This is a genomic window from Rothia sp. HMSC069D01 (assembly GCF_001810135.1).
GTDB lineage: Bacteria > Actinomycetota > Actinomycetes > Actinomycetales > Micrococcaceae > Rothia.
The window spans coordinates 70,463-92,948 of record NZ_KV800099.1; the positions used below are offsets into that span (position 1 = coordinate 70,463).

General features: G+C 61.3%; 18 protein-coding genes. 12 read left to right on the top strand and 6 right to left on the bottom strand.

Annotated elements, in window-relative coordinates; all coding sequences use genetic code 11:
• The first annotated feature begins 98 nt into the window (after positions 1-98).
• The 3 genes from ptsP (at position 99) to HMPREF2710_RS04215 (ending at position 4,861) form a co-directional block, all read left to right on the top strand.
• The gene (gene ptsP, locus HMPREF2710_RS04205) at positions 99-1,793 is read left to right on the top strand and encodes a phosphoenolpyruvate--protein phosphotransferase (RefSeq protein WP_012902843.1); all 1,695 of its coding nucleotides are present in this window, start codon (positions 99-101) and stop codon (positions 1,791-1,793) included.
• 234 nt (positions 1,794-2,027) lie between these two features.
• The gene (locus tag HMPREF2710_RS04210; protein WP_005504506.1) at positions 2,028-2,306 is read left to right on the top strand and encodes an HPr family phosphocarrier protein; all 279 of its coding nucleotides are present in this window, start codon (positions 2,028-2,030) and stop codon (positions 2,304-2,306) included.
• Between the two features lie 416 nt (positions 2,307-2,722).
• Positions 2,723-4,861, top strand: a complete 2,139-nt coding sequence (locus HMPREF2710_RS04215; RefSeq protein WP_070507221.1) for a threonine/serine exporter family protein — start codon at positions 2,723-2,725, stop codon at positions 4,859-4,861.
• A gap of 139 nt (positions 4,862-5,000) precedes the next feature.
• Here the strand turns inward: HMPREF2710_RS04215 and HMPREF2710_RS04220 are convergent, their stop codons facing one another.
• Positions 5,001-5,672: a uracil-DNA glycosylase gene (locus HMPREF2710_RS04220; RefSeq protein WP_070507220.1), complete on the bottom strand. Its 672-nt coding sequence runs from the start codon at positions 5,670-5,672 to the stop codon at positions 5,001-5,003.
• Positions 5,673-5,883: 211 nt separating this feature from the next.
• Here HMPREF2710_RS04220 and HMPREF2710_RS04225 point away from each other — a divergent pair, with 211 nt between their 5' ends.
• From HMPREF2710_RS04225 to rlmC, 4 genes are all read left to right on the top strand, one after another.
• Positions 5,884-6,207: a DUF3263 domain-containing protein gene (locus HMPREF2710_RS04225; RefSeq protein WP_070599681.1), complete on the top strand. Its 324-nt coding sequence runs from the start codon at positions 5,884-5,886 to the stop codon at positions 6,205-6,207.
• A gap of 261 nt (positions 6,208-6,468) precedes the next feature.
• Positions 6,469-7,059 carry a LytR C-terminal domain-containing protein gene (locus HMPREF2710_RS04230; RefSeq protein ID WP_049340902.1) on the top strand — a complete coding sequence of 197 codons (591 nt, stop codon included), beginning with the start codon at positions 6,469-6,471 and terminating at the stop codon, positions 7,057-7,059.
• A gap of 411 nt (positions 7,060-7,470) precedes the next feature.
• On the top strand, positions 7,471-9,093 hold the full coding sequence (groL, locus tag HMPREF2710_RS04235) for a chaperonin GroEL (protein WP_049346117.1): 1,623 nt from the start codon (positions 7,471-7,473) through the stop codon (positions 9,091-9,093).
• A 208-nt stretch (positions 9,094-9,301) separates the two neighbouring features.
• Positions 9,302-10,435 (top strand): 23S rRNA (uracil(747)-C(5))-methyltransferase RlmC, encoded by a 1,134-nt coding sequence (gene rlmC / locus HMPREF2710_RS04240; RefSeq protein WP_070599683.1) that lies wholly within the window; start codon positions 9,302-9,304, stop codon positions 10,433-10,435.
• A 204-nt stretch (positions 10,436-10,639) separates the two neighbouring features.
• On the opposite strand, the gene HMPREF2710_RS04245 is transcribed toward rlmC, so the two are convergent.
• Positions 10,640-12,001, bottom strand: a complete 1,362-nt coding sequence (locus tag HMPREF2710_RS04245) for an MFS transporter (RefSeq protein ID WP_246824527.1) — start codon at positions 11,999-12,001, stop codon at positions 10,640-10,642.
• A 212-nt stretch (positions 12,002-12,213) separates the two neighbouring features.
• Entirely contained in the window at positions 12,214-12,741 is a 528-nt protein-coding gene (locus tag HMPREF2710_RS04250) for a mycothiol transferase (RefSeq protein ID WP_049353950.1), read from the bottom strand.
• Positions 12,742-12,936: 195 nt separating this feature from the next.
• Between HMPREF2710_RS04250 and HMPREF2710_RS04255 the strand changes: the two genes are divergently transcribed.
• The 4 genes from HMPREF2710_RS04255 (at position 12,937) to HMPREF2710_RS04270 (ending at position 17,303) form a co-directional block, all read left to right on the top strand.
• Entirely contained in the window at positions 12,937-14,346 is a 1,410-nt protein-coding gene (locus HMPREF2710_RS04255) for an FAD-dependent oxidoreductase (protein ID WP_070599685.1), read from the top strand.
• A gap of 306 nt (positions 14,347-14,652) precedes the next feature.
• Complete coding sequence (locus HMPREF2710_RS04260) at positions 14,653-15,372, top strand: isochorismatase family protein (RefSeq protein ID WP_070599687.1); 720 nt, start codon at positions 14,653-14,655, stop codon at positions 15,370-15,372.
• On the top strand, positions 15,369-16,136 hold the full coding sequence (locus HMPREF2710_RS04265) for an SDR family oxidoreductase (RefSeq protein ID WP_070599689.1): 768 nt from the start codon (positions 15,369-15,371) through the stop codon (positions 16,134-16,136). Before HMPREF2710_RS04260 ends, HMPREF2710_RS04265 begins: the two co-directional genes overlap by 4 nt.
• A gap of 63 nt (positions 16,137-16,199) precedes the next feature.
• Positions 16,200-17,303, top strand: coding sequence for an isochorismate synthase (locus HMPREF2710_RS04270; RefSeq protein WP_070599691.1), 1,104 nt, complete (start codon positions 16,200-16,202; stop codon positions 17,301-17,303).
• A 101-nt stretch (positions 17,304-17,404) separates the two neighbouring features.
• Here the strand turns inward: HMPREF2710_RS04270 and HMPREF2710_RS04275 are convergent, their stop codons facing one another.
• Positions 17,405-18,409 carry a 4'-phosphopantetheinyl transferase family protein gene (locus HMPREF2710_RS04275; protein ID WP_070599692.1) on the bottom strand — a complete coding sequence of 335 codons (1,005 nt, stop codon included), beginning with the start codon at positions 18,407-18,409 and terminating at the stop codon, positions 17,405-17,407.
• Between the two features lie 178 nt (positions 18,410-18,587).
• Between HMPREF2710_RS04275 and HMPREF2710_RS04280 the strand changes: the two genes are divergently transcribed.
• Complete coding sequence (locus tag HMPREF2710_RS04280) at positions 18,588-20,048, top strand: RNase H family protein (protein ID WP_070599694.1); 1,461 nt, start codon at positions 18,588-18,590, stop codon at positions 20,046-20,048.
• 232 nt (positions 20,049-20,280) lie between these two features.
• Here the strand turns inward: HMPREF2710_RS04280 and HMPREF2710_RS04285 are convergent, their stop codons facing one another.
• Entirely contained in the window at positions 20,281-20,571 is a 291-nt protein-coding gene (locus HMPREF2710_RS04285; protein ID WP_005504526.1) for a WXG100 family type VII secretion target, read from the bottom strand.
• Between the two features lie 415 nt (positions 20,572-20,986).
• Positions 20,987-22,486: a sensor histidine kinase gene (locus tag HMPREF2710_RS04290; RefSeq protein WP_070599697.1), complete on the bottom strand. Its 1,500-nt coding sequence runs from the start codon at positions 22,484-22,486 to the stop codon at positions 20,987-20,989.

Below are 22,486 nucleotides of genomic sequence, written 5' to 3' on the forward strand. Positions count from 1 at the left end.
GGCCGTATAACCTCACCTTCATTTGATCGTCTGTTTGCAGGCGTGAGCGTGAAAAAACACGTTACACTGTAGACAAACCACAGATAGGACATGAATTTATGACTACCTACAAGGGCGTCGGCGTATACGCCGGCCGCGTTATTGGCCCCGTTCTTCAGATGCCTAAGCCCATCGAGGAACCCAAGGACGGTCTGCGTCTGAGCGGTGAGACCGCTGAGGCTGCAGCGCAGCGCATCAAGGACGCTTCGGTCCGCGTGAAGGAAGACCTGCTCGCTCGTGCAGAGCACGCTAGCCGTGACGGCAAGGCTGTTCTGAAGTCTACCTCTCAGATGGCTACCGACCGTGCACTCATCAAGAGCGCTATTAAGCTGGTTGAGACTCAGGAGATGGCTCCCGAGCGCGCTATCTGGGAGGCTGCAACCTCCTTCGCAGACCAGATGGCTGCCCTGGGTGGCTACATGGCTGAGCGCGTCACCGACATCCACGACGTGCGTGCCCGCATTGTTGCTGAGCTGACCGACCAGCAGGCTCCCGGCATCCCCGTTTCTGATGAGCCGTTCATCCTGGCCGCTATTGACCTGGCACCGGCTGACACCGCGACCTTGGACCCCGAGAAGGTTATCGCTCTGATTACCTCTGACGGTGGCCCCCAGGCACACACCGCTATTCTGGCTCGCGGTCTGGGTCTGCCCGCTATTGTGGCGGCTAAGGGCGTGACCGAGATTGCTGACGGCACCGTCGTCTACGTGGACTCCAACGAAGGCATCGTTGACACCGAGCCCACCGACGCTGACCGTGAGGCAGCAATCAAGTACGCAAACCGTAAGCCTGTCGCTGACTTTGACGGTCAGGGTGTGCTGGCTGACGGCACCCGCGTTGAGCTGTACGCAAACGTTGGTGACGGCAAGTCCGCTGAGAAGGCTGCAAGCCTGAAGGCTGAGGGTGTTGGCCTGTTGCGCACCGAGTTCGGCTTCCTGGGCCACGACTCTGAGCCTTCTATCGAGACTCAGGCTAAGACCTACAAGTCCGTGTTTGACGCATTCCCCGGCAAGCACATTGTGGTTCGTACTCTGGACGCTGGTGCTGACAAGCCCCTGCCGTTCCTGAACGTGAACCCCGAGGAGAACCCCGCACTGGGTGTTCGCGGTTTCCGTACTGACTGGACCGTTCCGGGCGTTCTGACCCGCCAGCTGGAGGCTATTAAGGCTGCTTCGGAGAACTCCGACGCGGACATCTGGGTTATGGCTCCGATGATTTCGACCACCTCCGAGGCACGCAACTTCGCGAACATGCTCAAGGAGATCGGCCTGCCCGTTCACGGTGTGATGGTTGAAACCCCCGCAGCTGTGATGAACGCTGAGGCTATCCTGGGCGAGGTCGACTTCGTGTCCATCGGCACCAACGACCTGACCCAGTACACCATGGCAGCTGACCGTCTGCTGGGTGACCTGGCGCACCTGAACAACCCCTGGCAGCCTGCAGTGCTGAAGATGATCAAGATGACTGTTGAGGGTGCTCAGCGTGCATCGGTCACCGCGGGTAAGAAGAAGTACGTGAGCGTCTGTGGTGAGGCTGCGGCTGACCCGGCTCTGGCTGTTGTTCTGATTGGTCTGGGTGTTGACACCCTGTCCATGAACGCTGGCGCTATCCCCGCTGTGGCTGCGGTTCTGAAGTCTGTGACCAAGGAGAAGGCACAGCAGATTGCGGCTATCGCTCTGCAGCAGATTTCTTCTGCTGAGGCGAAGGAGAGCGCACGCAAGGCTCTGCCGATTCTGGATGAGCTGGGCCTCTAAGCCTTAAAACGATTCCGGGTTCTGCCTGCCGCCCCTTGGTGGGGTGTGTTAGGCGGTGCCCGGGTCCATAAAAATGCCGGGTGCGGAGTTTTATTTCTGCATCCGGCATTTTTGTACTTGTTAGCGTACGGCTGAACGGTACAATTTATAGAGTAAGGGCGGGTCCTGAAGCGCCCCGTTCATTTAGAATAGGGACTGATATATTTTTGGTTCCTTGATCAAAGGAGAAACATAATGGCAGAGCGCGAAGCCACTATTGCAAGCCGTGTTGGCCTGCACGCACGTCCGGCAGCTATCTTCGCTGAGGCAGCTGGCGACCTCCCCGTTGAGGTGACCATCGCTGCTAAGGGTGAGCCCGCAGATGAGGCTATGGACGCTGCATCGATTCTGTCCCTGATGTCCCTGGGTGCAAAGCACGGCGACGTTGTTGTCCTGCGCGCTGAGGGCGAAGGTGCTGAAGAGGCTCTTGACTCGCTGGTTAAGATCCTCGAGACCGACCACGACGCTGAGTAATTGACTTTCGCCTCTGAAGTGACCCTGAGCGGTGCGCTTCGGATGCTGTGAAGGCTACAGCCTTAAAGCGTGAATATCCCGTCACTTCGGTGGCGGGATATTTTTTGTTATGAATAATTCATTTTTTATTGAGGCGTGAGTGGGGGGAGATAGGGGATATTTCTCTGCAAATCTTAATGTATATATAACCTTTATTTTTCCTCGAAAATAGCTCTAGAAATATCTCCCAAAATATCTTCTGTGCAGTAATGACCTGGATTTCTCTTCATATCAATGAAGCCTTCTGCCGTAAGTGCCGCAGAGCGCTTTTTGCTCACAAAATCACCGGGCAGAAAAGTGATATTTCTGCTCTCCAGTGCTACCGCAGAATCGTGCCCTTGTTAGACTAAAAAGGCACTGTCTATCTGGGAGGGACATTGGCAGAATCGAGGAACACCCCCGCGACCCCCACATCGCGGGAAGCTTCGCATGCAGACGAAGCGAACACTGCCGCAATGGAAGGAAGCGAGCAGAACACCACCGCGGGCTACATCGCCGGTAAACGCGGTTTTCCCCTGGTTTCACTAGACCAGGTCACCGACGAGAAATTGCGCCGCGTGCTGGCTCAGCATGCTACCTCCGCGACAAGCCAGGAGAGCACCGTCGCTGCAGAAGCTGTCAGCGATGTACTGCAGGAGGCCGCAGCGGATATGGGCATCACCGCGCAGGAGCCGGTTGAGCCCACATGCGACCCCGAACTGACCCCTAACGGCCACGGCGCGCGCACCGTCATTGACCCCTCCCTCGTGCCTGATGACGACCTGGATGCGTACCGTGAGGACTCTAACCCCGTCACATCCAGCAACTTGGTAACTGAGGCAGCGCTGACTCGCCCCTCCCAGCCGGTGCCCATGACCGGCATGATTCCGCAGGTGCCCAACTCTCACGCAGCCCGCCGCTTCGGCGCGGATCCTACCGCAATGCCGAAGACCGGGCCTGTCTCGATGCCCACCACCTCCGTACCGCTGGTTGAGGGCGGCTCTCGCGGCCTGTTTGGGCGCGGTAGCGGTGGTCGCTGGGGTTCGCGTCGCTTCCGCTCCTTCGTGCGCACTGAGGAGGCGGCACCCGCTGCCCCGCGCGGTGCCCAGCGCATCGCGCAGCGCCAGTTCGTGCCGACGATTCGCTCTGAGGAGCATGAGCGCCGTGAGGCGTTCCGCCGTGAGAAGGAGTACGCCCGCGATACTCTGAACTTCACCCTGCGCCTGGCGGAGGCGATGTTCCACTACGGTGCGGATGCAATGGACGTGGACTCGGCGATTATTGCGGTCTCTTCGGCGTACGGGCTGGACTCGGTGGAAGTCGATATTACGAACCAGTCGGTGACCATCAACTACACGTCGGACCCCGATATTTACATGGAGTCCCGCATCGCCAAGCGCAATGCGAATGCTGAGGAGCGCTTCACCCATACCCTGGTGCGTGTGGTGCGTTCCTCTACGGAGAACTACGAGGCGCTTTCTGAAGTGTACGGCCTGATCTACAAGATCACTCGCGGCGGTATGACCCTGGAAATGGCTGATTTGAAGCTGAACCAGATTACGCACCGACCCAAGCCGTTCCCGCCTCTGGTGGTGTGGTTGGCGAACCTGGCGTGTGCCGGAACCCTGACGGCGGCGCTGGGTGCGAGCTTTGCGACGGCGTTGAGCGCGGCGATTATCTTTATTCCGGTGTACCTGCTGATTCAGTGGTTGAGTTCGATTGGCATTCCGGCGTTCTTCCGTATGGCTGCTAGTGCGGGTCTGATGACCTTCTTGGCGATTTGGCTGGGTGGTGAAGGGTCCATTCTTTCGGTGCTGCAGCGTCAAGGGGAGGCGATTTCGGCGCCTCTGGTGGTGGCTGCGGGCATGATTATGTTCTTGCCAACGCCGCGCCTGGTGGGTGCCGTGCAGGACGCGATTAATGGCTTCCCGGTGACGGCTGCGGGTCGTTTCGTGTCTACGGGCATGAGCTTCTTGGGCCTGGTGGTTGGCATTGCGACCGCGGTGAGTGCGATCAATATTTTCAACGGCCCGACCCTGGATATTGAGCAGTTGCGTTTTGAGCCGACGACCCCGCTGGTGGCGTCGTTCTTCTTCCTGGTGGCGATTGCGACCTTTGCGATTACCTTGCAGACGAAGCTGGTGAAGGTCGGGTGGCTGATGGTCATTACGGGCTGCGGTCTGGCGGCGTATTACAGTTATGAGCTACTGGCTGGCCCAAGTACTGGTCGCGGTCCGACGGCGTGTGCGGCGGTTGTGATTGGTGCGTTGAGCACGTATTTTGCGTACCGTCTGCATGTGCCTCAGGCGATTTTCTCAATTCCTGCGATTACGTTCTTGCTGCCGGGTCTGTCGTTCTTCCGCGGCATGTATTTGTTGACGGTTGAGACGGATGTGATTCTGGGTATGCAGAATATGATTACGGCGGTTTCGATTGTGGTGGCGATGGCTTCGGGTGTTGCGTTGGGTAATTACACGATGCAGTACGCGCTACAGCATTTTACGACTCCGCGGAATGTGGAACCGGCAGATTCCTAACCCTATTTTCAAGGGTATATAGCCAATATTGCATATATTGGATGCGGGAAGGGGCGGCAGCTTGCGAGTTCAACTCACAAGCTACCGCCCCTTCGCTACACCCATTGCGCCAGCTTTTACACCGGTTCTTACGCTGCGCCTAGCGGACCGTCCAATCCACCGGCTCCGCACCCTGCTGCACCAGCAAAGAATTCACGGTCGAAAACGGGCGCGAACCAAAGAAACCACGACGAGCAGACAGCGGCGAAGGATGCGCCGACTCCACGCTCGGGTACGGCTGCAACATGGGTGCGCACTTGCGCGCATCCGCACCCCACAGCAGACCCACCAGCGGCTGGTTACGCGCCACTAGAGCGCGAATAGCACACTCGGTAATCTCCTCCCAACCCTTGCCGCGGTGCGAACCCGCATCAGACTCACGCACCGTCAAAACCCTGTTGAGCAGCATGACACCCTCATCAGCCCAACAGGACAGGTCGCCGTGATCAGCCGGGGCAATACCCAGGTCGTCCTCAAGTTCCTTGTAAATATTGTTCAGCGAACGAGGCAACGGCATACCGCGGTGCACCGAGAACGACAAACCCATCGCATTGCCCGGAGTAGGGTAGGGGTCCTGGCCAATAATGAGGACCTTCACCTGGCTCATCGGGCGGCGGAACGCATTGAAAATATCAGCGGCAGGCGGGAAAGTACGATACCCCGCCGCGTGCTCCTCACGCAGGAAAGCGCCCATGGCGTGAATCTGCTCTTCGACCGGGGCGAGTGCTGCCGCCCAATCCTCGCTCATAATGTTGCTGAGGGGCTGGTTCATGAATCTCCTGGGGCTGATGCGACCCGGACGGTGACGGGGCCGGGTGCGGGATGAATACTTCTCCTCTAGACTGAGGTTCTCTTCTAGACTGAGGCTCTCCTCTAGGCTAGGGTTCTCTTCTAGGCTGGGTTTCTCTTCTAGACTAGGGGATGACGAATACACACGCTAGGAGACGCCAGCCGCAGCGGGCGAGCTACAGACAGGAGGGAACGTGTCAGAACAGGAACGCGCTGAAACCGCACAGAGCCAATTAGAAGCGCAGAGCCAATTAGAAGCGCAGAGCCAGGCGGAAATAGAAAACCAGCCGGAAGCCCAGAGCCAACCCGGCGGGCTGACCCCGGTGGAGCGCCGCATCCTTGAGGTGGAGCGCCGCCGCTTCAAGCACCAGGGTTCCAAGGAGAAGGCGATTATCGCCGCCGGTTTCACCCCGATTGCCTACTATCAGCGCCTGAATGTGATGCTCGATGATGAGCGGGTACGCGCCGCAGCGCCGCAGATGATCGACGTTCTGCGCGCCCGCCGAGACGCTGACTAGGGGCTCGAATTGCGGGAGCCGTGCGAGCCTTCCAACTCCTGCATCCAACCCCGCACACCTTAGGTTCAACCAGAGATTGAACACTGTGCGGTGTCCGTCTCTTTCACAGCCGGTTGCGGGGCGTTCACATTGGTTCTCGCTAATTGAGCCGGTACTCTAGGTACTAGAACACCAAGACCGCACCTTCTGCAGCCGCGCCCGCGTGCCAGGCAGGGAGGCACGGTACCAGCCGGTAAACAGAGACCCGTGAAATGAGGATAAATGAGCTACCCCCGCGACGAATTTGATGAGGTAGACGAAAATACCGCCCGCCGCGGAACCTACCGCGCGGTCAATGCTGACCCGGCAAAGAGCCCCAAGGGCGCTATCCCCCTGGTAGCTGCAGGCGTAGTTGGTCTGCTCATCGGCGGCGCAATGTACGTGTACGCGCCGCGCACCGCCTCCCCGCAGTACTCGGCGTCCACCGCGAAGAGCAGCTCCGCCCCCGCAAGTGCGTCGGCGTCCTCTGCGCCGGCTAAGGCTTCTGCGTCGGCAAGCGCCACGAAGACCGGTCTGGCTGAGTCCATCTCTGTGGCGGTCTACAATGCGGCGGCTCCGGCGGGTAGCGCCTCCAGCGCGGCGGCTCTGCTGACCGGCTACACCATTAACGAGACCGCGAATTACACCGGTGTGGCTCCTGCAACCAGCGTGGTCTACTACGCTGAGGGCTACCAGTCGCAGGCGCAGAGCATCGCCTCGAAGCTGGGCATTACTCAGGTGCGCCAGGCGACCGCCAACGTTGAGATGGGCAACCACGAGGTCATCGTGATTCTGTCGTCGGATTACACCGCCTCCGCTACTGCCGCGGAATAGGTTTAGGCGGTTGCTCGGGTGATTCTAAGCCCGCGACTCTAAGCCCGTGCCAGCTGTTTCATCCATAACGACTTCTGCTCAACCCCATCCGCGCAATTCCACTGATGCGCCGGGTGGGGTTGATGCTTTTAACACCCCTCCCGCACTCCCGGCGGGCACACCGATAACGCCCCTTTTGACGGGGTTGATGAGCGCAGATTAAGCACTGGGCGATTAACCCTTCAACCTTGGGCTTAAACGTTTGCTCCATGCCGGTGCGGGTGCCACAATTGATGTAGCGTTCGGGTGCTTTATGCCCTGCTCTGCCCGCACCTCCGTAACGGGGGCGTTGTGGAGGGGCAGCCACCCGATTTTAGATGTACCGCACCCGCAGGGGTGAAGGAAAAAATCCGATCGTCCAGGAGGACACTTATGGCAAAGCTCATTGCTTTTGACGAAGAGGCACGCCGCGGCCTTGAGCGCGGTTTGAACACCCTCGCCGATGCAGTGAAGGTGACCCTCGGCCCCCGCGGCCGCAACGTTGTGCTGGAGAAGGCGTGGGGCGCCCCCACCATCACCAACGACGGTGTCTCGATCGCGAAGGAAATCGAGCTGGAGGATCCGTACGAGAAGATTGGTGCGGAGCTCGTCAAGGAAGTTGCTAAGAAGACTGACGACATCGCAGGTGACGGTACCACCACCGCTACCGTTCTGGCTCAGGCACTGGTTCGCGAGGGCCTGCGCAACGTGGCTGCTGGCGCTGACCCGCTGAGCCTCAAGCGCGGCATTGAGAAGGCTGTTGAGGCTGTGACCGAGGCTCTGCTCTCCTCCGCGAAGGAAGTTGAGACCGAGGAAGAGATCGCTGCAACCGCTTCTATTTCCGCTGGCGACGCTGAGATCGGCAAGCTCATTGCTGAGGCAATGGAGAAGGTCGGCAAGGAAGGCGTCATCACCGTTGAGGACTCCAACACTTTCGGCCTGCACCTGGAGCTGACCGAGGGTATGCGCTTCGACAAGGGATTCCTGTCCGGTTACTTTGTGACCGACCCGGAGCGTCAGGAAGCAGTCCTGGAGGACCCCTACATCCTGGTTGTGAACCAGAAGATTTCGAACGTGAAGGACCTCGTCCCCGTCCTGGAGAAGGTCATGCAGTCCGGCAAGCCGCTGCTGATCGTTGCTGAGGACGTTGAGGGTGAGGCTCTGGCTCTGCTGGTGCTGAACAAGATGCGCGGCTCCATCAAGTCCGTTGCTGTGAAGGCTCCGGGCTTCGGTGACCGCCGTAAGGCTCAGATGGCTGATATCGCTATCCTGACCGGTGGCCAGGTCATTACCGAAGAGGTTGGCCTGTCCCTGGACGCAGCAACCCTGGACATGCTCGGTTCCGCTCGCAAGGTCGTTGTGACCAAGGACGAGACCACCATCATTGAGGGTGCAGGCGACGCAGCGGCTATCGAGGGTCGCGTTGCTCAGATTCGCGCAGAGATCGCTAACTCTGACTCCGACTACGACCGTGAGAAGCTGCAGGAGCGCCTGGCTAAGCTCGCCGGTGGTGTTGCTGTGCTGAAGGCTGGTGCCGCAACCGAGGTTGAGCTGAAGGAACGTAAGCACCGCATTGAGGATGCTGTGCGTAACGCTAAGGCTGCCGTTGAGGAGGGTATCGTCCCCGGTGGTGGCGTTGCTCTGATTCAGGCTGGCGTGAAGGTCTTCGACAAGCTGGAGCTGACCGGCGACGAGGCGACCGGCGCGAACATTGTGCGCGTGGCTATTGACGCACCGCTGAAGCAGATCGCTGCTAACGCTGGCCTGGAGCCGGGCGTTGTGGTTGACCGCGTTCGTTCCCTGCCTGCTGGTACCGGCCTGAACGCTGCGACCGGCGAGTACGAGGACCTGATGGCTGCTGGTATTGCTGACCCGGTGAAGGTGACCCGTTCGGCTCTGCAGAACGCTGCGTCTATTGCTGGTCTGTTCCTGACCACTGAGGCTGTTGTTGCGAACAAGCCGGAGCCCGCTGGCGCGGCTGCTCCCGGTGCGGACGCAATGGGCGGAATGATGTAATAACTTTTTGTCCCTGATGGGGCAAAAAGTTATGGAATCCGAAGGGCACGAAGTGACCTTCGGTGGTGAGATGCCGCTGGAAACTAACCCGGCATAATCACACCGCATCCGTATGAGGCGGGGGCGGCTACCCATGAAGGGTGGCCGCCCCCGCTTTTGTGTGCCCGTGCGTCCTGTCCCGGCGGTGGAGGCGGTAGAATGGCTCCTTATGGAATGCGCCTATTTTCGTGATGACCTCTGCTCCTCCTGCCCCAGCATTGAGACCGCCTACACCGCGCAGGTGCAGGCGAAGCAGGAGCATGCCCGCGCCCTGCTCGCTAACTACCCGCAGCTACAGTGGCTGGACCCGGTGACCAGTGCGGAGGCGGGCTTCCGCAACAAGGCGAAGCTCGTGGTGGGCGGTTCGGCGAAGAACCCGACCCTCGGCATCGTGGATTACCGCACGGGTGCCTCCACTGATCTTGGCGAATGCCCGCTCTATATGGAGCCGATTCAGGCGGCTATACCGGTGCTGCGTGAGCTGATTCAGCGTGCAGACCTGACCCCTTATGACATTCCGAACCGTCGCGGTGAGCTGAAGAATATTCTGGTGACTGCTTCGGCGGCGGGTGAGCTGATGGTGCGTTTCGTGCTGCGTTCGAAGAAGCTTCTGGTGCCGATTCGCCGCCAGATGGGCTGGCTACAGGAGCGGCTGCCGAACCTGGCAGTGCTGTCGGTGAACCTGCTGCGTGAGCCGGTGGCGCGCGTTGAGGGTGATGAGGAGATTATTCTCTCGGAGCGTCAGACCCTGCCGATGCAGGTGAATGACCTGACCCTGCATTTGCGTCCGCAGAGCTTCTTCCAGACGAACACGAAGGTCGCTGAGGCGATGTATGCGCAGGGCCGTGAGTGGGTGCGTGAGGTGGCTCCGCGCTCGCTGTGGGATCTGTACTGCGGTGTGGGCGGTTTTGCCCTGCATGCCTCTTCGGTGATGGATGGCGGCTCGGTGACGGGCATTGAGATTAGTGCGGAGGCGGTTGCTTCGGCACAGCGCACGGTCGCTGAGTACGGTCTGGAGGGCGTGGACTTTTCGGCTCAGGATGCGCCGGAGTTCGCGGTGTCTTCGGGCGCGGTGCCGCAGATGCTGGTGGTGAATCCGCCGCGCCGCGGTATTGGTGAGAGCTTGTGTGCGTGGATTGAGGGTTCGGGTATTGACCTTGTGGTGTATTCGAGCTGTAACGCGGTGACTTTGGCGAAGGATCTGGAGCGTATGCCCTCGTATGCGCCGGTGCAGGGCCGTGTGCTGGACATGTTCCCGCATACGGACCACTATGAGGTTATGACGTTGCTGAAGCGCGGGTAGGTTTCTCGGGTCAAGCGCTCATTCCTATCCCAAGTCCGCGAGCAGATACATAACACTAGGGCGCGAGCAGGTGATTTTTGGCCGAGCAGGTAGTATTTTTCCTGCATGCTCGGCCAAAAATCACCTGCTCGCGGTGTTATCAGGGTTGCCCGCAACGTGGCGGAGGTGAGGCGATGATGCCCCGAGGCGATATACAGAGCACAGTCATGCACCCGCACGGCTCTTTGCCTCATTCCGCGATTCCTGCGCCCGTATCGCTCGCGCAGTCGGGCCGAGAATGAACGTGAATACGGTGGCGATGATGAAGAGTGCCCCTCCGGTAACAATGGTGTTGATCGCGCCGAACGCTGGTACCGCCCATCCGGTGATGAGGTACCCGACCATACCCGCTAGGGAGAAAACCACACCCATGAAGCTGTAGACGCGCCCGCGCATGTGTTCGTCGATAGCGTCTGCGAAGAGGACTTGCCCGAGCACTTCTTCGGGTCCGTAGAACATGCCCCAGATGAACCAGAGCACGAGTACCGCCCACAGCGCCGGGTGTAGTCCCATACTCAGACAAACGGCGCCGTAGCCGAGTCCGGAGATGCACATCCACCCGCGTTTGGTCATACGCACCCGCCCGGCGCCTGTACCGACGCCGAGTTTGGCTGAAAGCCAGGAGCTGATCACGCATCCGGCGGCGTAGACGGAAGTTGCGATTCCGAAGGCGGTGTAGTCGTGCCCGAGGCCGCGGGTGAGGTATTCGAGCATGGGCAGGGTGGTGATGGGTACGGCGGCGATGGAGAGGAACCAGAAGGTGAGCATACCGCGCACGATGGGGTTGTGTGCGGTGTAGGCGGCGCCTTCGCGCAGGAGTCTGCCGGTGTGGTGTTCCTGCACGGTGGCGGTGCGTTCGGCGTGGGTGAGGTCGTAGTTGCGTATGGTGGCGACGGTGAGGGCAGCGAGCAGGTTGAGGGTGCCTGCGAATCCGACGGCGAGGGCTGGGGTGGTGAAGGATGCGACGGCGGCTGCGATGGTGGGGCCGAGGGTTTGGGCGAGGAAGATGAGGCTGCCGCGGCGTGCCATGTATTTTTGGTAGTCGTCGCCGAGCAGGGAGGGCATGGCGGCGGAGGCTGCGGGGGATGAGAAGGTGCCGAAGGTTGAGACGAGGAATGCGATGGTGAGGAAGGCGGGTAGTCCTGCGGCGGCGTAGAGGGCTGGGGATGCGATGAGTAGGGCGGCGCTGGCGAGCCTGAAGCTGACGGTGAGGGTTTTGCGGTTGAATTTGTCGGCGATAGCGCCTGCGAATGGTGCGAAGAGGATGACGGGGACTGCCTCGACGACCATGACGATAGCGGAGTGGGCGAGGTCGCCGGTGGCGCCGTAGGTCAGCAGGGGCATGGCGATAGCTTGGATACTGGACGCAAGAGCATCAGAAACCTGCGCGGTCAGGAGCGTGAGCTGCCCGCGTGCGTTCAGCGGCGTTGCTGATGTGGGTTTTGCGGTCGCGTCTGGTGTGTTTGTTGGAATGCGCGACGCAGGTGATTCAGGGTGCTCAGGCGAAGGGTCTGTGGTGCGTCTCATAATACTGTGGATTCTATCACGGGTAAGAACGCTGTAACCGAGGCGAAACAAGACACAAGATGCGCGAGCAGATAACAGTCCGTTATCTTCTCGCCGAAATATTATCTGCTCGCGGTGTTATCGGGGTTGCCCGCAACCGGGCGGTGGCGTCTCGGGCTGGTTGTGTCCGAGGCGCCACCGCTTTTTCGTTCCCCTCTAGCGGGCGTGAAATTCTATCCCTGCGCCGCGAAATCCTGTGCCGCGAGAATACCCGCCGCGTACGCCGCCTGGCCTACGTGCTGGGCTGCGTCGTCAATCAGGCTGACCAGGCGCACACCGCGAGTCACCGCCGGAGTCCACGAACGGTCAATAACCTCGCTCAAATCAGCCTCGCTCAGCGTCTGCGCGTAGGCCGCGAGCGCCTCGCCGGTTGCCACAAGGTACTCCACCAGCAGGGCAGAATCTGCAACCACGATGGAGCGTGCCTGCTCGGGGGTGTGGCCGTAACCTATGGTGTCGCCAAGCTCGCCCAGGTTGAAACGTTCCCTGAAGCCCTGAGCCTCCCAGACCTGCGGCTGACCGTTCAGGGCGGAAAGCTGCATGTCCATCTGCCGTCCGGCGTGCCAGAGTAGCCACGCAATAGAGTTCGGGTGCCCGCCCGGGTGGGCGTTGAGCGCCTCAGCTGATAGCCCCTTGACGGCTACGGCGGCTTCGATGCCGGGGCGGCTGGCGGCGTCACGCAGAATGTCGTGGGTTTTCATGGAATCCTCCTGAAGATGCTGGCTCCTCGCAGGGAGCCGGGTAGTTTCAGTCTACGCCCGCGTGTTCGCTGCCTTGAAAGAGTCGCCTTGAAAGAGTCGGTTTGGAAGAAAAAATGTGGCGCACGGGAATAATACTCATTTCTTCCCGTTGAACTCTGTGAAGACATCATCATCTAAATTTCACAGGAGAATATTATGACCACCCCCGCTCAGCTGCACTTTGACATGGTCGTCATCGGCTTCGGCAAGGGCGGCAAGACCCTCGCTGGCGCATACGCCAAGACCGGTAAGAACGTTGCCCTCATCGAACAGTCCACCGGCATGTACGGCGGCACCTGCATCAACATCGGTTGTGTACCCACCAAGGCGCTGGTTCACCGTGCCGATGAGTTCCGCGCCAGCGGCGAGCGCACCCTTGAAGAGGCAAACGCCGCCTACGAATCCGCCGTGGTTTTCCGTGACAAGCTGACCGGCATGATGCGCGCCAAGAACCGCGAAATCCTGCTGTCCAACGAGACCGCTAAGCTCATTGATGGTCACGCACGTTTCATCTCCGACACCGAGGTTGAGGTTACCGCGGGCGAGGACACCCTGCGCGTTACCGCCGACTACTTCATCGTCAACACCGGCGCCGTGTCGGTCATCCCGCCGATTGAGGGTATCCGCGAATCTGAGCGTGTGCTCACCTCCACCGAGCTGCAGAAGCTCACCCCGCGCCCCAAGCGCCTGGGCATTATCGGTGGCGGCCCCATCGGTGTTGAGTTCGCCGGTATTTTCTCCTCCTACGGTACCGAGGTGACCATTCTGGACGGCGCACCCGCCCTCTTCGGCCGCTACGACGAGGATGTCGCCCAGGTTGCCCGCGAGATTATCGCAGACCAGGACATTACCGCTCACACCGGCGTGCGTGTGCAGTCCTTCAAGGACGGCGCTGACTCGGTGACCGTGACCTACCTCGACTCCGAGGGCGCTACCCAGCAGCTGGAGGTGGACTACGTGATGGTTGCAACCGGCCGCAAGCCCGCAACCGAGGGTCTGGGCCTGGAGAACACCAGCATCGAAACCAACGACCGCGGCGCAATTGTCGTGGATGAGCACCTGCGTAGCACCGTGCCGAACATTTTCGCGCTCGGTGACGTGAACGGCGGCCCGCAGTTCACCTACATCTCCATGGATGACTACCGCGTGGTGCTCTCCCAGCTGGTCGGTGACGGTTCCCGCTCCACTAAGGACCGCAAGGCAGTGGCTTCGACCATTTACATGAACCCGCCGCTGTCTTCCGTGGGCCTGACCGAGCGTGAAGCAATCGAGGCTGGCCACAAGGTGAAGGTCGCTTCGAAGCCGGTTGCCGCAGTTGCCGCGATGCCGCGTGCGAAGACCCAGGAGAACCCGCGCGGCATCATGAAGTTCGTGATTGACGCGCAGACCGACCAGATTCTGGGTGCCCAGCTGCTGGTAATCGAGTCCATGGAGGTTATTAACCTGGTGGCTCTGGCGATGCGCCACGGCATTACTGCTTCGCAGCTACGCGATGAGATTTACACTCACCCCTCGATCACTGAGGGCCTGAATGAGGTTCTTGCCGTCGCGGCGCCCGTGAACTAGTCGAACTAGAATCGCGTCTGGATTCGCGGTTCGTATAGCGTTTCTGCTTGTCTGAGTGCTTCCCTGCCCGTTCCGCCCGTTGTGCTGTCAACGGAGGTACGGGTGGGGAAGCATTTTTGTTAAGGCTCATATATACCTAGTAGCTAAGCATGCCCTAAGATGGTTATGAGATAAGCGCAAGCTCACCGATTGGGTGGTCAGCGCGAGAGGGCTCGGAGGAGACACCCACTCGCTGCTACACCCACCACAGCGCACCGCCTGCGCCGCGCATACAACCGAAAACCAAAGGCACGAACCGGGAGAATCATGGCACTGCCCAAAATCAAGCCCTACACCTACGTCGACCGTGAACACAGCAACCGCGTGAGCTGGCCCGTGGACCCCTCCCGCGCTGTACTGCTCGTACACGACATGCAGGTACACTTCGTCCAGGCTTTCGAAGGGGCCAACCTGGGTGAGGGTAACAACAACCCGGACGCCCAGATTAACATCGCCATTCGGAACCTGCGCCGCCTCATTGACGCCGCCCACGCCGCCGGAATCCCGGTCTACTACACCGCACAGCCGCCGCGCCAGAACCCCGAAGACCGCCGTCTGCTCATCGACTTCTGGGGCGACGGCCTGCAGAACGACGAGTCCGCCCGCATCCTCGACGAACTGGCACCCACCGACCGCGACACCGTGCTGACCAAGTGGCGCTACTCCGCGTTCGTGCGCAGCCCCTTCGAGGACCTGCTCAAGGAGTCCGGTCGCGATCAGCTCATTATCGGCGGCGTGTACGCGCACATTGGCTGCCTGACCACCGCCCTGGAGGCGTTCATGCGCGATATTCAGCCGTTCATGGTCGCGGATGCGCTCGCCGACTTCTCGGAGGAGGAGCACCGCATAGCGTGCGAGTACGCTTCGGGTCGTTGCGCCCGCGTGCTGAACACCGCCGATGTACTCGCCGACCTGCATGCTGCAGAAGGTGCTGAGAAGGCTGAGACTGCTGAGAAGGCTGAGACTGCTGAGGAGGCGCGCGCATGAGCTGGGTCATTGTGACCGGCGCGAACGGCGGTATTGGTGAGGCAACCGTCCACCAGCTCATCAAGAACGGTTATTCGGTGTTTGCGGCTGACCTCGCGGAGCAGCCCATTGCCTCCTTCGGTACCTACGGGGACGCGATCTTCCGCTACCGCGCCGTAGACGTTACGAGCGAAGAGTCCGTCACCGCCCTCGCCAACGCCGTGGCCGCACTCGACGAACCCATCACCGGTGCGGTGCTCGCCGCGGGCATCGCCCACAGCCAGCCGCTACTGGAAACCAGTTTCGCCACATGGAAGCGTCTGCACGCGGTCAACTCCGACGGCGTGTTCCTGTGTCTGCGCGAATTCGCGCGCATCATGATTGACCAGCAGGAGAGCGACCCGGCGAACAGCCGCTCCCTGGTGGCGGTCGCCTCCAACGCGGCACGTGTGCCCCGCGCGGAGTTTGGTGCCTACGGTGCATCGAAGGCCTCGGCGGCGCGCGTGAGTTCCAGCTTCGGTCTGCAGCTTGCCGCGCACGGTATTCGCGTGAACTCGGTCTGCCCCGGCACCACCCGAACCCCTATGGTGACTGACGCCTGGGAGGGTGAGGACCGCTCCGCCCTGCCGGTTGCCGGTAACCCGCAAACGTTCCGTCTGGGCATTCCGCTGCGCCGTATTGCCGACCCGGCGGATATTGCGGCGGTCAACGCCTTCCTCATCTCGGAGGCGGCCCGCCACATCACCATGCAGGAGATTGTCGCCGACGGCGGTGCGACCCTCTAACGGCACCCCGCGTCCGGCGTTTAGATGCCCGGCGCGACCCCACACACCACTGATAGAAGTACGATGACGAACCTTCCCGACTTTATCTTTGCCACCGGCACCCGCGTCCTGCGCGCATCCGGTGCGATGACCCCTGTCACCTTCGATAATGCCCTGGACGAGGCGAAACGTGCCGGTAGCGCCGTCGTGGGCCTGATTCCTTTTGACCCGGATATGTCCGCCTACCTCTTCGTGCCCGAACGCCTGGAGGAGCAGCAGGTGCCGGTCCCCGAGCAGACCGTGGCGCTTGCCGAGCCGGTATCGGTCACCGGTCGGCAGAACGACCGGTTCCGTGCCGCCGTGGCGACCGCCGTGGAGCGTATGAAGGCGGGTGAGCTGAGCAAGATTGTGCTTTCGCGTGTGCTCACCGCCCACTACGCACCCGGCGCCCTCAACCTGGAGGCGCTGTACAACAACCTGCGCGCCCAGCAGCGTTCCGCGTTCAACTTTGCGGTGCGCCTGCCCGACGGTGAGCGCGGCATGAACGGAAGCTACCTGATGGGTGCCTCCCCGGAGCTGGTGTTCCGCACCGAGGGCCGCGCCTTCAAGACCCACCCGCTTGCCGGTAGCGCCCCGCGCATTGCCGAGCCCGGTAGCGCCGAGGACGAGGCGATTCGTGACCGCCTGTTCGCCTCGCCGAAGGACCGCCACGAGCACGCCTACGTCATTAACGATATTGCCAAGCGCCTGGCACCCATCGCCGAGGAGCTGAACGTACCGCAGGTGCCCTCGCTGCTACAGACCCCGCAGCTGTGGCACCTGGCGACCCCCATCGACGGCGTGCTGAAGGAGGGGCTGACCTGCCTGGACGGTGCCCGCGCGATCCACCCGACCCCCGCGATTTGCGGTGCCCCCACCGAGAAAGCACTCGATCTGATTCGCCAGCTGGAGTCTTTCGAGCGCCGCTACTTTGGCGGACTGGTCGGCTACATGGATGCCGAGGGTAACGGCGAGTGGGCGCTGGTGCTGCGTTGCGCCCAGGTCAGCCCGGAGGAGGCGGTGCTGTACGCTGGCGCGGGTATCGTGGCTGAGTCCGACCCGGAGCTGGAGCACACCGAGACCGGTACGAAGCTCGGCAGCTTCGGTCGCGCACTGGGCGTGGATACCCTGGGCGAAGATACCCCCTAAAACTCTTTTCGAACCGCCCCGCGCGGGGTGGAAGCGACCGAACGCGCTCGCCGTCGTGGCGGGCGCGTTCAGTCGTTGTTGTTATGAGGGATTGAGCCTGGCTAATCGGTGAGCAGGCGCTTGAGCTCCAGGGGAGTAGCCACCGGCAGAAGCTGAGCCTCAACCTGCGCGGGCTCACCCTCGGTAGGGTTCTCCACTGCCAGGGCGATGAGCATCTTCTGCGCGTGCTCGGGGTTCTCCGCGTCGGGCAGTGCCACGGGTACCCACTGCAGGCTAAAGCTTCGCTCGATAGCCTCGCCGTCCTGATCGTCACCCTGATTACCGACATGGGGCGCGCTAAAGGCCGCTTGGGCGGTCAAGCTGTCCTGAGTCAGTACACGCAGGGCGGTCGGCTCGGGAGCGTCGCTACCCAGAAGGTCCCCCGGGACCTCCTCGTTCATGGCAAGTTCGAGCGCATCCAGCAGGCCATCGGTGAGCTGCACCCGAACCAGGGACGGCACCACGCTCAGACCGTGGCCGGTTGCCTTGAGCACCGCCTCCTTAGCGGTCCACAGCGCCACAGAGAGCAGGTGCAGTACGGGGGCGGGGCGTTCCTGCGCCACCCGCTCGTAGAACGTACGTTCTTCATTGGAGAGTGCCAGACGCGCAAAACCGGAGAACAGGCGCGCATCCAGGGTCTCAACATCCACGCCGAGCACCGCCGAGGAATTACGACTAAACGCGCCCACCACCAGCGGATTCACCTGCGACATATTGAAATTTACGCCCGCAATACGCGGCTTACCGTGCTTCTTACCGCTGGTGCACAGGGTGCAGGAACGATCCACCTCAATCTCAGAAGCGGCACTGGACGGCACATCCAGACGCGCCGCCGCCATAGCGCGCATAAGCGCCTGAGTGCTCAGGTAGCTGACCGCCGCCGTGGAGGTCGGCAACTGCGCCGCATGCTGCTGCTCAGCAAGCCCCAGGTAGCTCAACCAGCTAAAACGCAGGGAGCCGTACATCGTGCGGGTGGGAAGAGCGAAAATCTGCACGCGCTCGCTCGGGCGGGCGGTAGGGCGCTCCGGGTGCTGTGCGCTGGGTGTTTCGGGGGCAGAATAGCTCATAGGTTTAGTGTACCCGCCCGGCATTACGGCAAATGGCGCGTGCGAGGCTGCATTAGGTTGTCCACAGCTGTAACCGTGCGCTACGCACCCTCGCCGCCGGTGCGGTAAAGTCATCACAGACATCATTACGGACTGCCGCCTGCACGCTAGAGGGGCGGCAGCGCAGAAAGAAGGTACCGTGAACAGCACGCAAGAGATTATTGCCGCAGCGGACGGCTCGGCGCTGGGCAACCCCGGACCGGCGGGCTGGGCATGGTATATCGACGACGACCACTGGGCGAGTGGCGGCTGGGCGCACGGCACCAACAACATGGGTGAGCTCAAGGCGGTCCTGGACCTGTTCGAGGCGACCGCATCCCGCCCGGAGGCGAAGCTACGCGTGTACTGCGATAGCCAGTACGTCATTAACTCGCTGACCAAGTGGATGCCCGGCTGGAAGAAGAAGGGCTGGAAGAAGTCTGATGGCAAGCCCGTGCTCAACCGCGATCTTCTGGAGGCGCTGGATCAGGCGCTGACCGGCCGCGACTACGAGTTTATTTGGGTGAAGGGCCACGCCGGTCACGAGCTCAATGAGAAGGCGGACTCCCTGGCGAATGGTGCCGCGCGCGCCTATCAGGAGGGTCGCGAACCTGCGCACGGCCCCGGCTTCGGTGCCTCTGCTGAACCTGCGGCTGCGGCTGTGGAGCTTGTGGCTGTTGAAGCGCCGATTGTGAATGCTCCGGCTGCAGAACCTGCACTCTCTGACGTTGCCCTCTCTGAGGTTGCGCTCTCTGGGGCAGCGCCCTCCGAGTCTTCCGCGGACGCCCACCTGCCCGTGCAGGAATTCACCGCAGCCGAGATTGAGAACGCCCAGCGCGGCGTGGAGAGCCTGCGCCTGTCCGGTCTGCTGCGCCCCGCCTCCGCGGTGAACGCCCCCGACCCGGAGGCGGTCCGCACCCGCAAGGAACAGCTGGCGCTCGCGGCAGAGCGTGCCGCCGAGCGTGACGCAAAGGCACTGGCGCGCCAGCAGGAGACCGCTCAGCAGGCATCCAATGCCGCGCAGACGGAAGAAGAGGATGACTTGACCGGCCTGGAAGAATTCGCGGGTCTGGACCCGAACGATGTTGACCCGGCGGAACTGCTGGGTGAGACGGAAGAACACGCAGAAGAGCAGACGGTAGAGCCTGCCGTAGAGCCCGCCGCGGCGCCCGCACAGACCGTAGAGTCCGCTCAGGTTGAGGCACCCGTGGAGGAAGCGCCCGCTTCTGCTCCCGCGCGCACCGCTCCCGCCGCGCCTGCTCCGAACCCCGCTGTCCTGAACCCTGAGGAAGCCTCCGCCGCAGAACAGCTGCTCGAAAGCCGCGGCTCCGCCATGGAAGCAGCGCAGCTGGAATCCATGCTGCACGAGCGACTGGTGTGGGTGACCGCCACCGGCAAGTCGGTGTCCCGCTCCTCGGTGCTGCAGTACCGTGAACGCGCCTTCACCCAGCAGGGTGCCCCGCTCAAGCAGGGCGTGCAGGTGCTGGATTCTTCTAGCGTGCTGGTCATGGCGGCGGTTGCCACCGCGCGCGGCCGCGTGAGCCGTTCAAGTATCTGGCATTACGACGCTGAGCGCGGCCTGTGGCGTTTGCGTTTCCGTCAGGAGACCCCCGCCTCCTAAAGCTGAGCTCCTAACGCTCAGCTCCTAAGGATTGGGCTCTTGAGCCCAAAGATTTCCGTGCAATAAAACCCCGCCGCATCCTCAATTGCGAGGATGCGACGGGGTTTTCTCAATAAATGTTCGCCGCCTTCTGGCAAATCTGGCGGGCGGTGTGCCGTGCGTCCGGGACCTTTAAACCACCCGGCCTGCTGCCTGGCTGCGGGTGGGGTTTTGGGCTTGCCGCCCTGACCCCTTAGCCGACGAACATGGAGGCGTTAGCCTGCTCGGTGTCTGCGTAGTTCACACCTGCGCGGGTGAGTGCCTCGTTGATCTGGGTGATGGATGCTTCGACCTGGCGCTGGGTTGCGTGCCACTGGTCCAGTACGCCCTGGAAGTTAGCGGATGCAGAGCCGGTCCAGGAGCTCTGCAGATCGTGCAGGGATGCGGTCATACCGTTGACGTCTGCGGTGATGGATGCGACGTAGGATCGTGCCTGTGCGCTCTTGGCTGCGATGACTTCGGAATCGACATTGAACTGTGCCATGGTTTTCTCCTTTGAGATATGTGAGATGGGTGGGGCGGTTGCCCCGTGGTGGTGCTTGGGGTTTGGATCTCTGGAAGGGTTGAGTTCCTGACCGGAAGCTTGTTATCACTATATCTTTCAAAATGCATCAAATAAGCTAAAAAATGATGTTTCGATAAATCTGTGGATAAACCCGCCAGATTCACTCCAGCACCTCGAAAAAATCGAAAACCCTCCCGAAAATGACGCCGCCATGACGCACACGAGGTTGCCCCCGCTGTTCTTGAGCCGCGCAGCTTCTCCTCCCCGCGCTCTCCTCACTCGCACTGCCGCGAGTTATCGCCCCGCCGCGATATAGTCCCGCCTCCAGGGCACAGCAAAACCCCCGAACCGTAGAACACTCAAGTTCTACAATCCGGGGGTTTATGCGTCAGTGTTACTTCATCAGCTGATCGTCCGAGACAGGCGGCGGATAGAACGGCAAAGAAATCACGAAGGTAGCACCGCCACCATCGGTCTCGTCAATATGAATCCTGCCCTCGTGCTGCTCAATAATCGCAGCCACAATGGACAGACCCAGACCCGTACCGCCGGTCTCACGCGAACGTGAAGTGTCGGTGCGGTAGAAACGCTCGAAGACGCGCTCGCGGTCTTCGCCGTGAATACCGGGGCCGTGGTCGCGCACCTCCAGCACGGACAGCGGGAAGCCGGGAACCTCTTCGCGCACGCCCACCGCAATCTCCAGGGGAGAGCCGTCGGGGGTGTAGCGCATGGCGTTGGTCAGCAGGTTTGCCACGACCTGACGCAGACGCGATTCGTCGCCGAGCACGGTTGCGGAGGTCGGTGCCACCTCTTCGTTCAGGCCCACCAGGGACACTGCACGATCGGGTGCCGTAGCGTAGGCGTCGTTACTAGCGTCCACTGCCAGGTTGAACAGGTCGAAGGGCGCCAGCTTGGATTCGCGGCGCTCATCAATACGCGCCAGGGTCAGCAGGTCTTCCACGAGCTGACCCATACGCTTGGACTCCGATTCGATACGGCTCATCGCGGTAGCAACGGCCTCGTCGGTGGGCAGAGCGCCCTGACGGTACAGCTCCGAGTAGCCTCGAATACTGACCAGAGGGGTGCGCAGCTCATGCGAAGCGTCACCCACGAAGCGGCGCATTTTCGCTTCGCTCTTCTCGCGGGCTTTGAAGAGCACCTCAATCTGGGCGAGCATCGTGTTCAGCGAAACCGCGAGGTTACCAATCTCGTTGCTCGGGTTGTAGTCCTCAATACGCTGCGAGAGGTCGCCGGCAGCAATCTTAGCGGCGGTCTGCTCCACACGCGCGAGCGGCTCGAAGGTGCGGGTCACAATCACCCAGGTCATCGCAATTGCGGAGGCGAGAGTCGCCAAACCAAACGCGAAGGTCAGCACACCCACGAGGGCGACCACCTGGTTCGTTTGTTTCAACGGCATGGCAATGATGAGGGAGGCCGCCTCCGGCAAACCTGAAGAGTCGTTGGCTTCAATGGGTACGGCGAGCACACGCCAATCGGAGGAACTACCCACCGAGTTGACGGTGACCGCCTCCTCGTTTTGCTTGCGAACCTTCTCTTCGGTCCAGCCCTGCAGCGCCGGCTCGCTGAACTGTTCGCTGTCCTCGGACTTGAGCGAGTACAGTACGTTGCCGTCCTTATCGAGCAGGTACAGGCGGTAGGTGCTCAGGGATTGTTCCTGATTGCCGGAGGGGCGCACGGTCGCCAGCTGCACGAGTGAGGGGGCGCTGTTCTTCATCTCTTCATCCAGCTGGTGCACCATCTGGGCGCGCAGAGCGGAAATCGCCACCAGGCTCGTCACCGCAATGGAGAGGGCGATGAGCAAGGAGGTGATGAGCACCAGCTGGGTGCGAAGGGAGAGAGACTGGGGGATCCGGTCGAGGGGTTTGAGCGCCAC

Coding starts and splice junctions, on each gene's coding strand:
- ptsP (WP_012902843.1), top strand. CDS start 99: ATGACTACCTACAAGGGCGTCGGCGTATACGCCGGCCGCGTTATTGGC.
- HMPREF2710_RS04210 (WP_005504506.1), top strand. CDS start 2,028: ATGGCAGAGCGCGAAGCCACTATTGCAAGCCGTGTTGGCCTGCACGCA.
- HMPREF2710_RS04220 (WP_070507220.1), bottom strand. CDS start 5,672: ATGAACCAGCCCCTCAGCAACATTATGAGCGAGGATTGGGCGGCAGCA.
- HMPREF2710_RS04230 (WP_049340902.1), top strand. CDS start 6,469: ATGAGCTACCCCCGCGACGAATTTGATGAGGTAGACGAAAATACCGCC.
- groL (WP_049346117.1), top strand. CDS start 7,471: ATGGCAAAGCTCATTGCTTTTGACGAAGAGGCACGCCGCGGCCTTGAG.
- rlmC (WP_070599683.1), top strand. CDS start 9,302: ATGGAATGCGCCTATTTTCGTGATGACCTCTGCTCCTCCTGCCCCAGC.
- HMPREF2710_RS04245 (WP_246824527.1), bottom strand. CDS start 12,001: ATGAGACGCACCACAGACCCTTCGCCTGAGCACCCTGAATCACCTGCG.
- HMPREF2710_RS04250 (WP_049353950.1), bottom strand. CDS start 12,741: ATGAAAACCCACGACATTCTGCGTGACGCCGCCAGCCGCCCCGGCATC.
- HMPREF2710_RS04255 (WP_070599685.1), top strand. CDS start 12,937: ATGACCACCCCCGCTCAGCTGCACTTTGACATGGTCGTCATCGGCTTC.
- HMPREF2710_RS04260 (WP_070599687.1), top strand. CDS start 14,653: ATGGCACTGCCCAAAATCAAGCCCTACACCTACGTCGACCGTGAACAC.
- HMPREF2710_RS04265 (WP_070599689.1), top strand. CDS start 15,369: ATGAGCTGGGTCATTGTGACCGGCGCGAACGGCGGTATTGGTGAGGCA.
- HMPREF2710_RS04270 (WP_070599691.1), top strand. CDS start 16,200: ATGACGAACCTTCCCGACTTTATCTTTGCCACCGGCACCCGCGTCCTG.
- HMPREF2710_RS04275 (WP_070599692.1), bottom strand. CDS start 18,409: ATGAGCTATTCTGCCCCCGAAACACCCAGCGCACAGCACCCGGAGCGC.
- HMPREF2710_RS04285 (WP_005504526.1), bottom strand. CDS start 20,571: ATGGCACAGTTCAATGTCGATTCCGAAGTCATCGCAGCCAAGAGCGCA.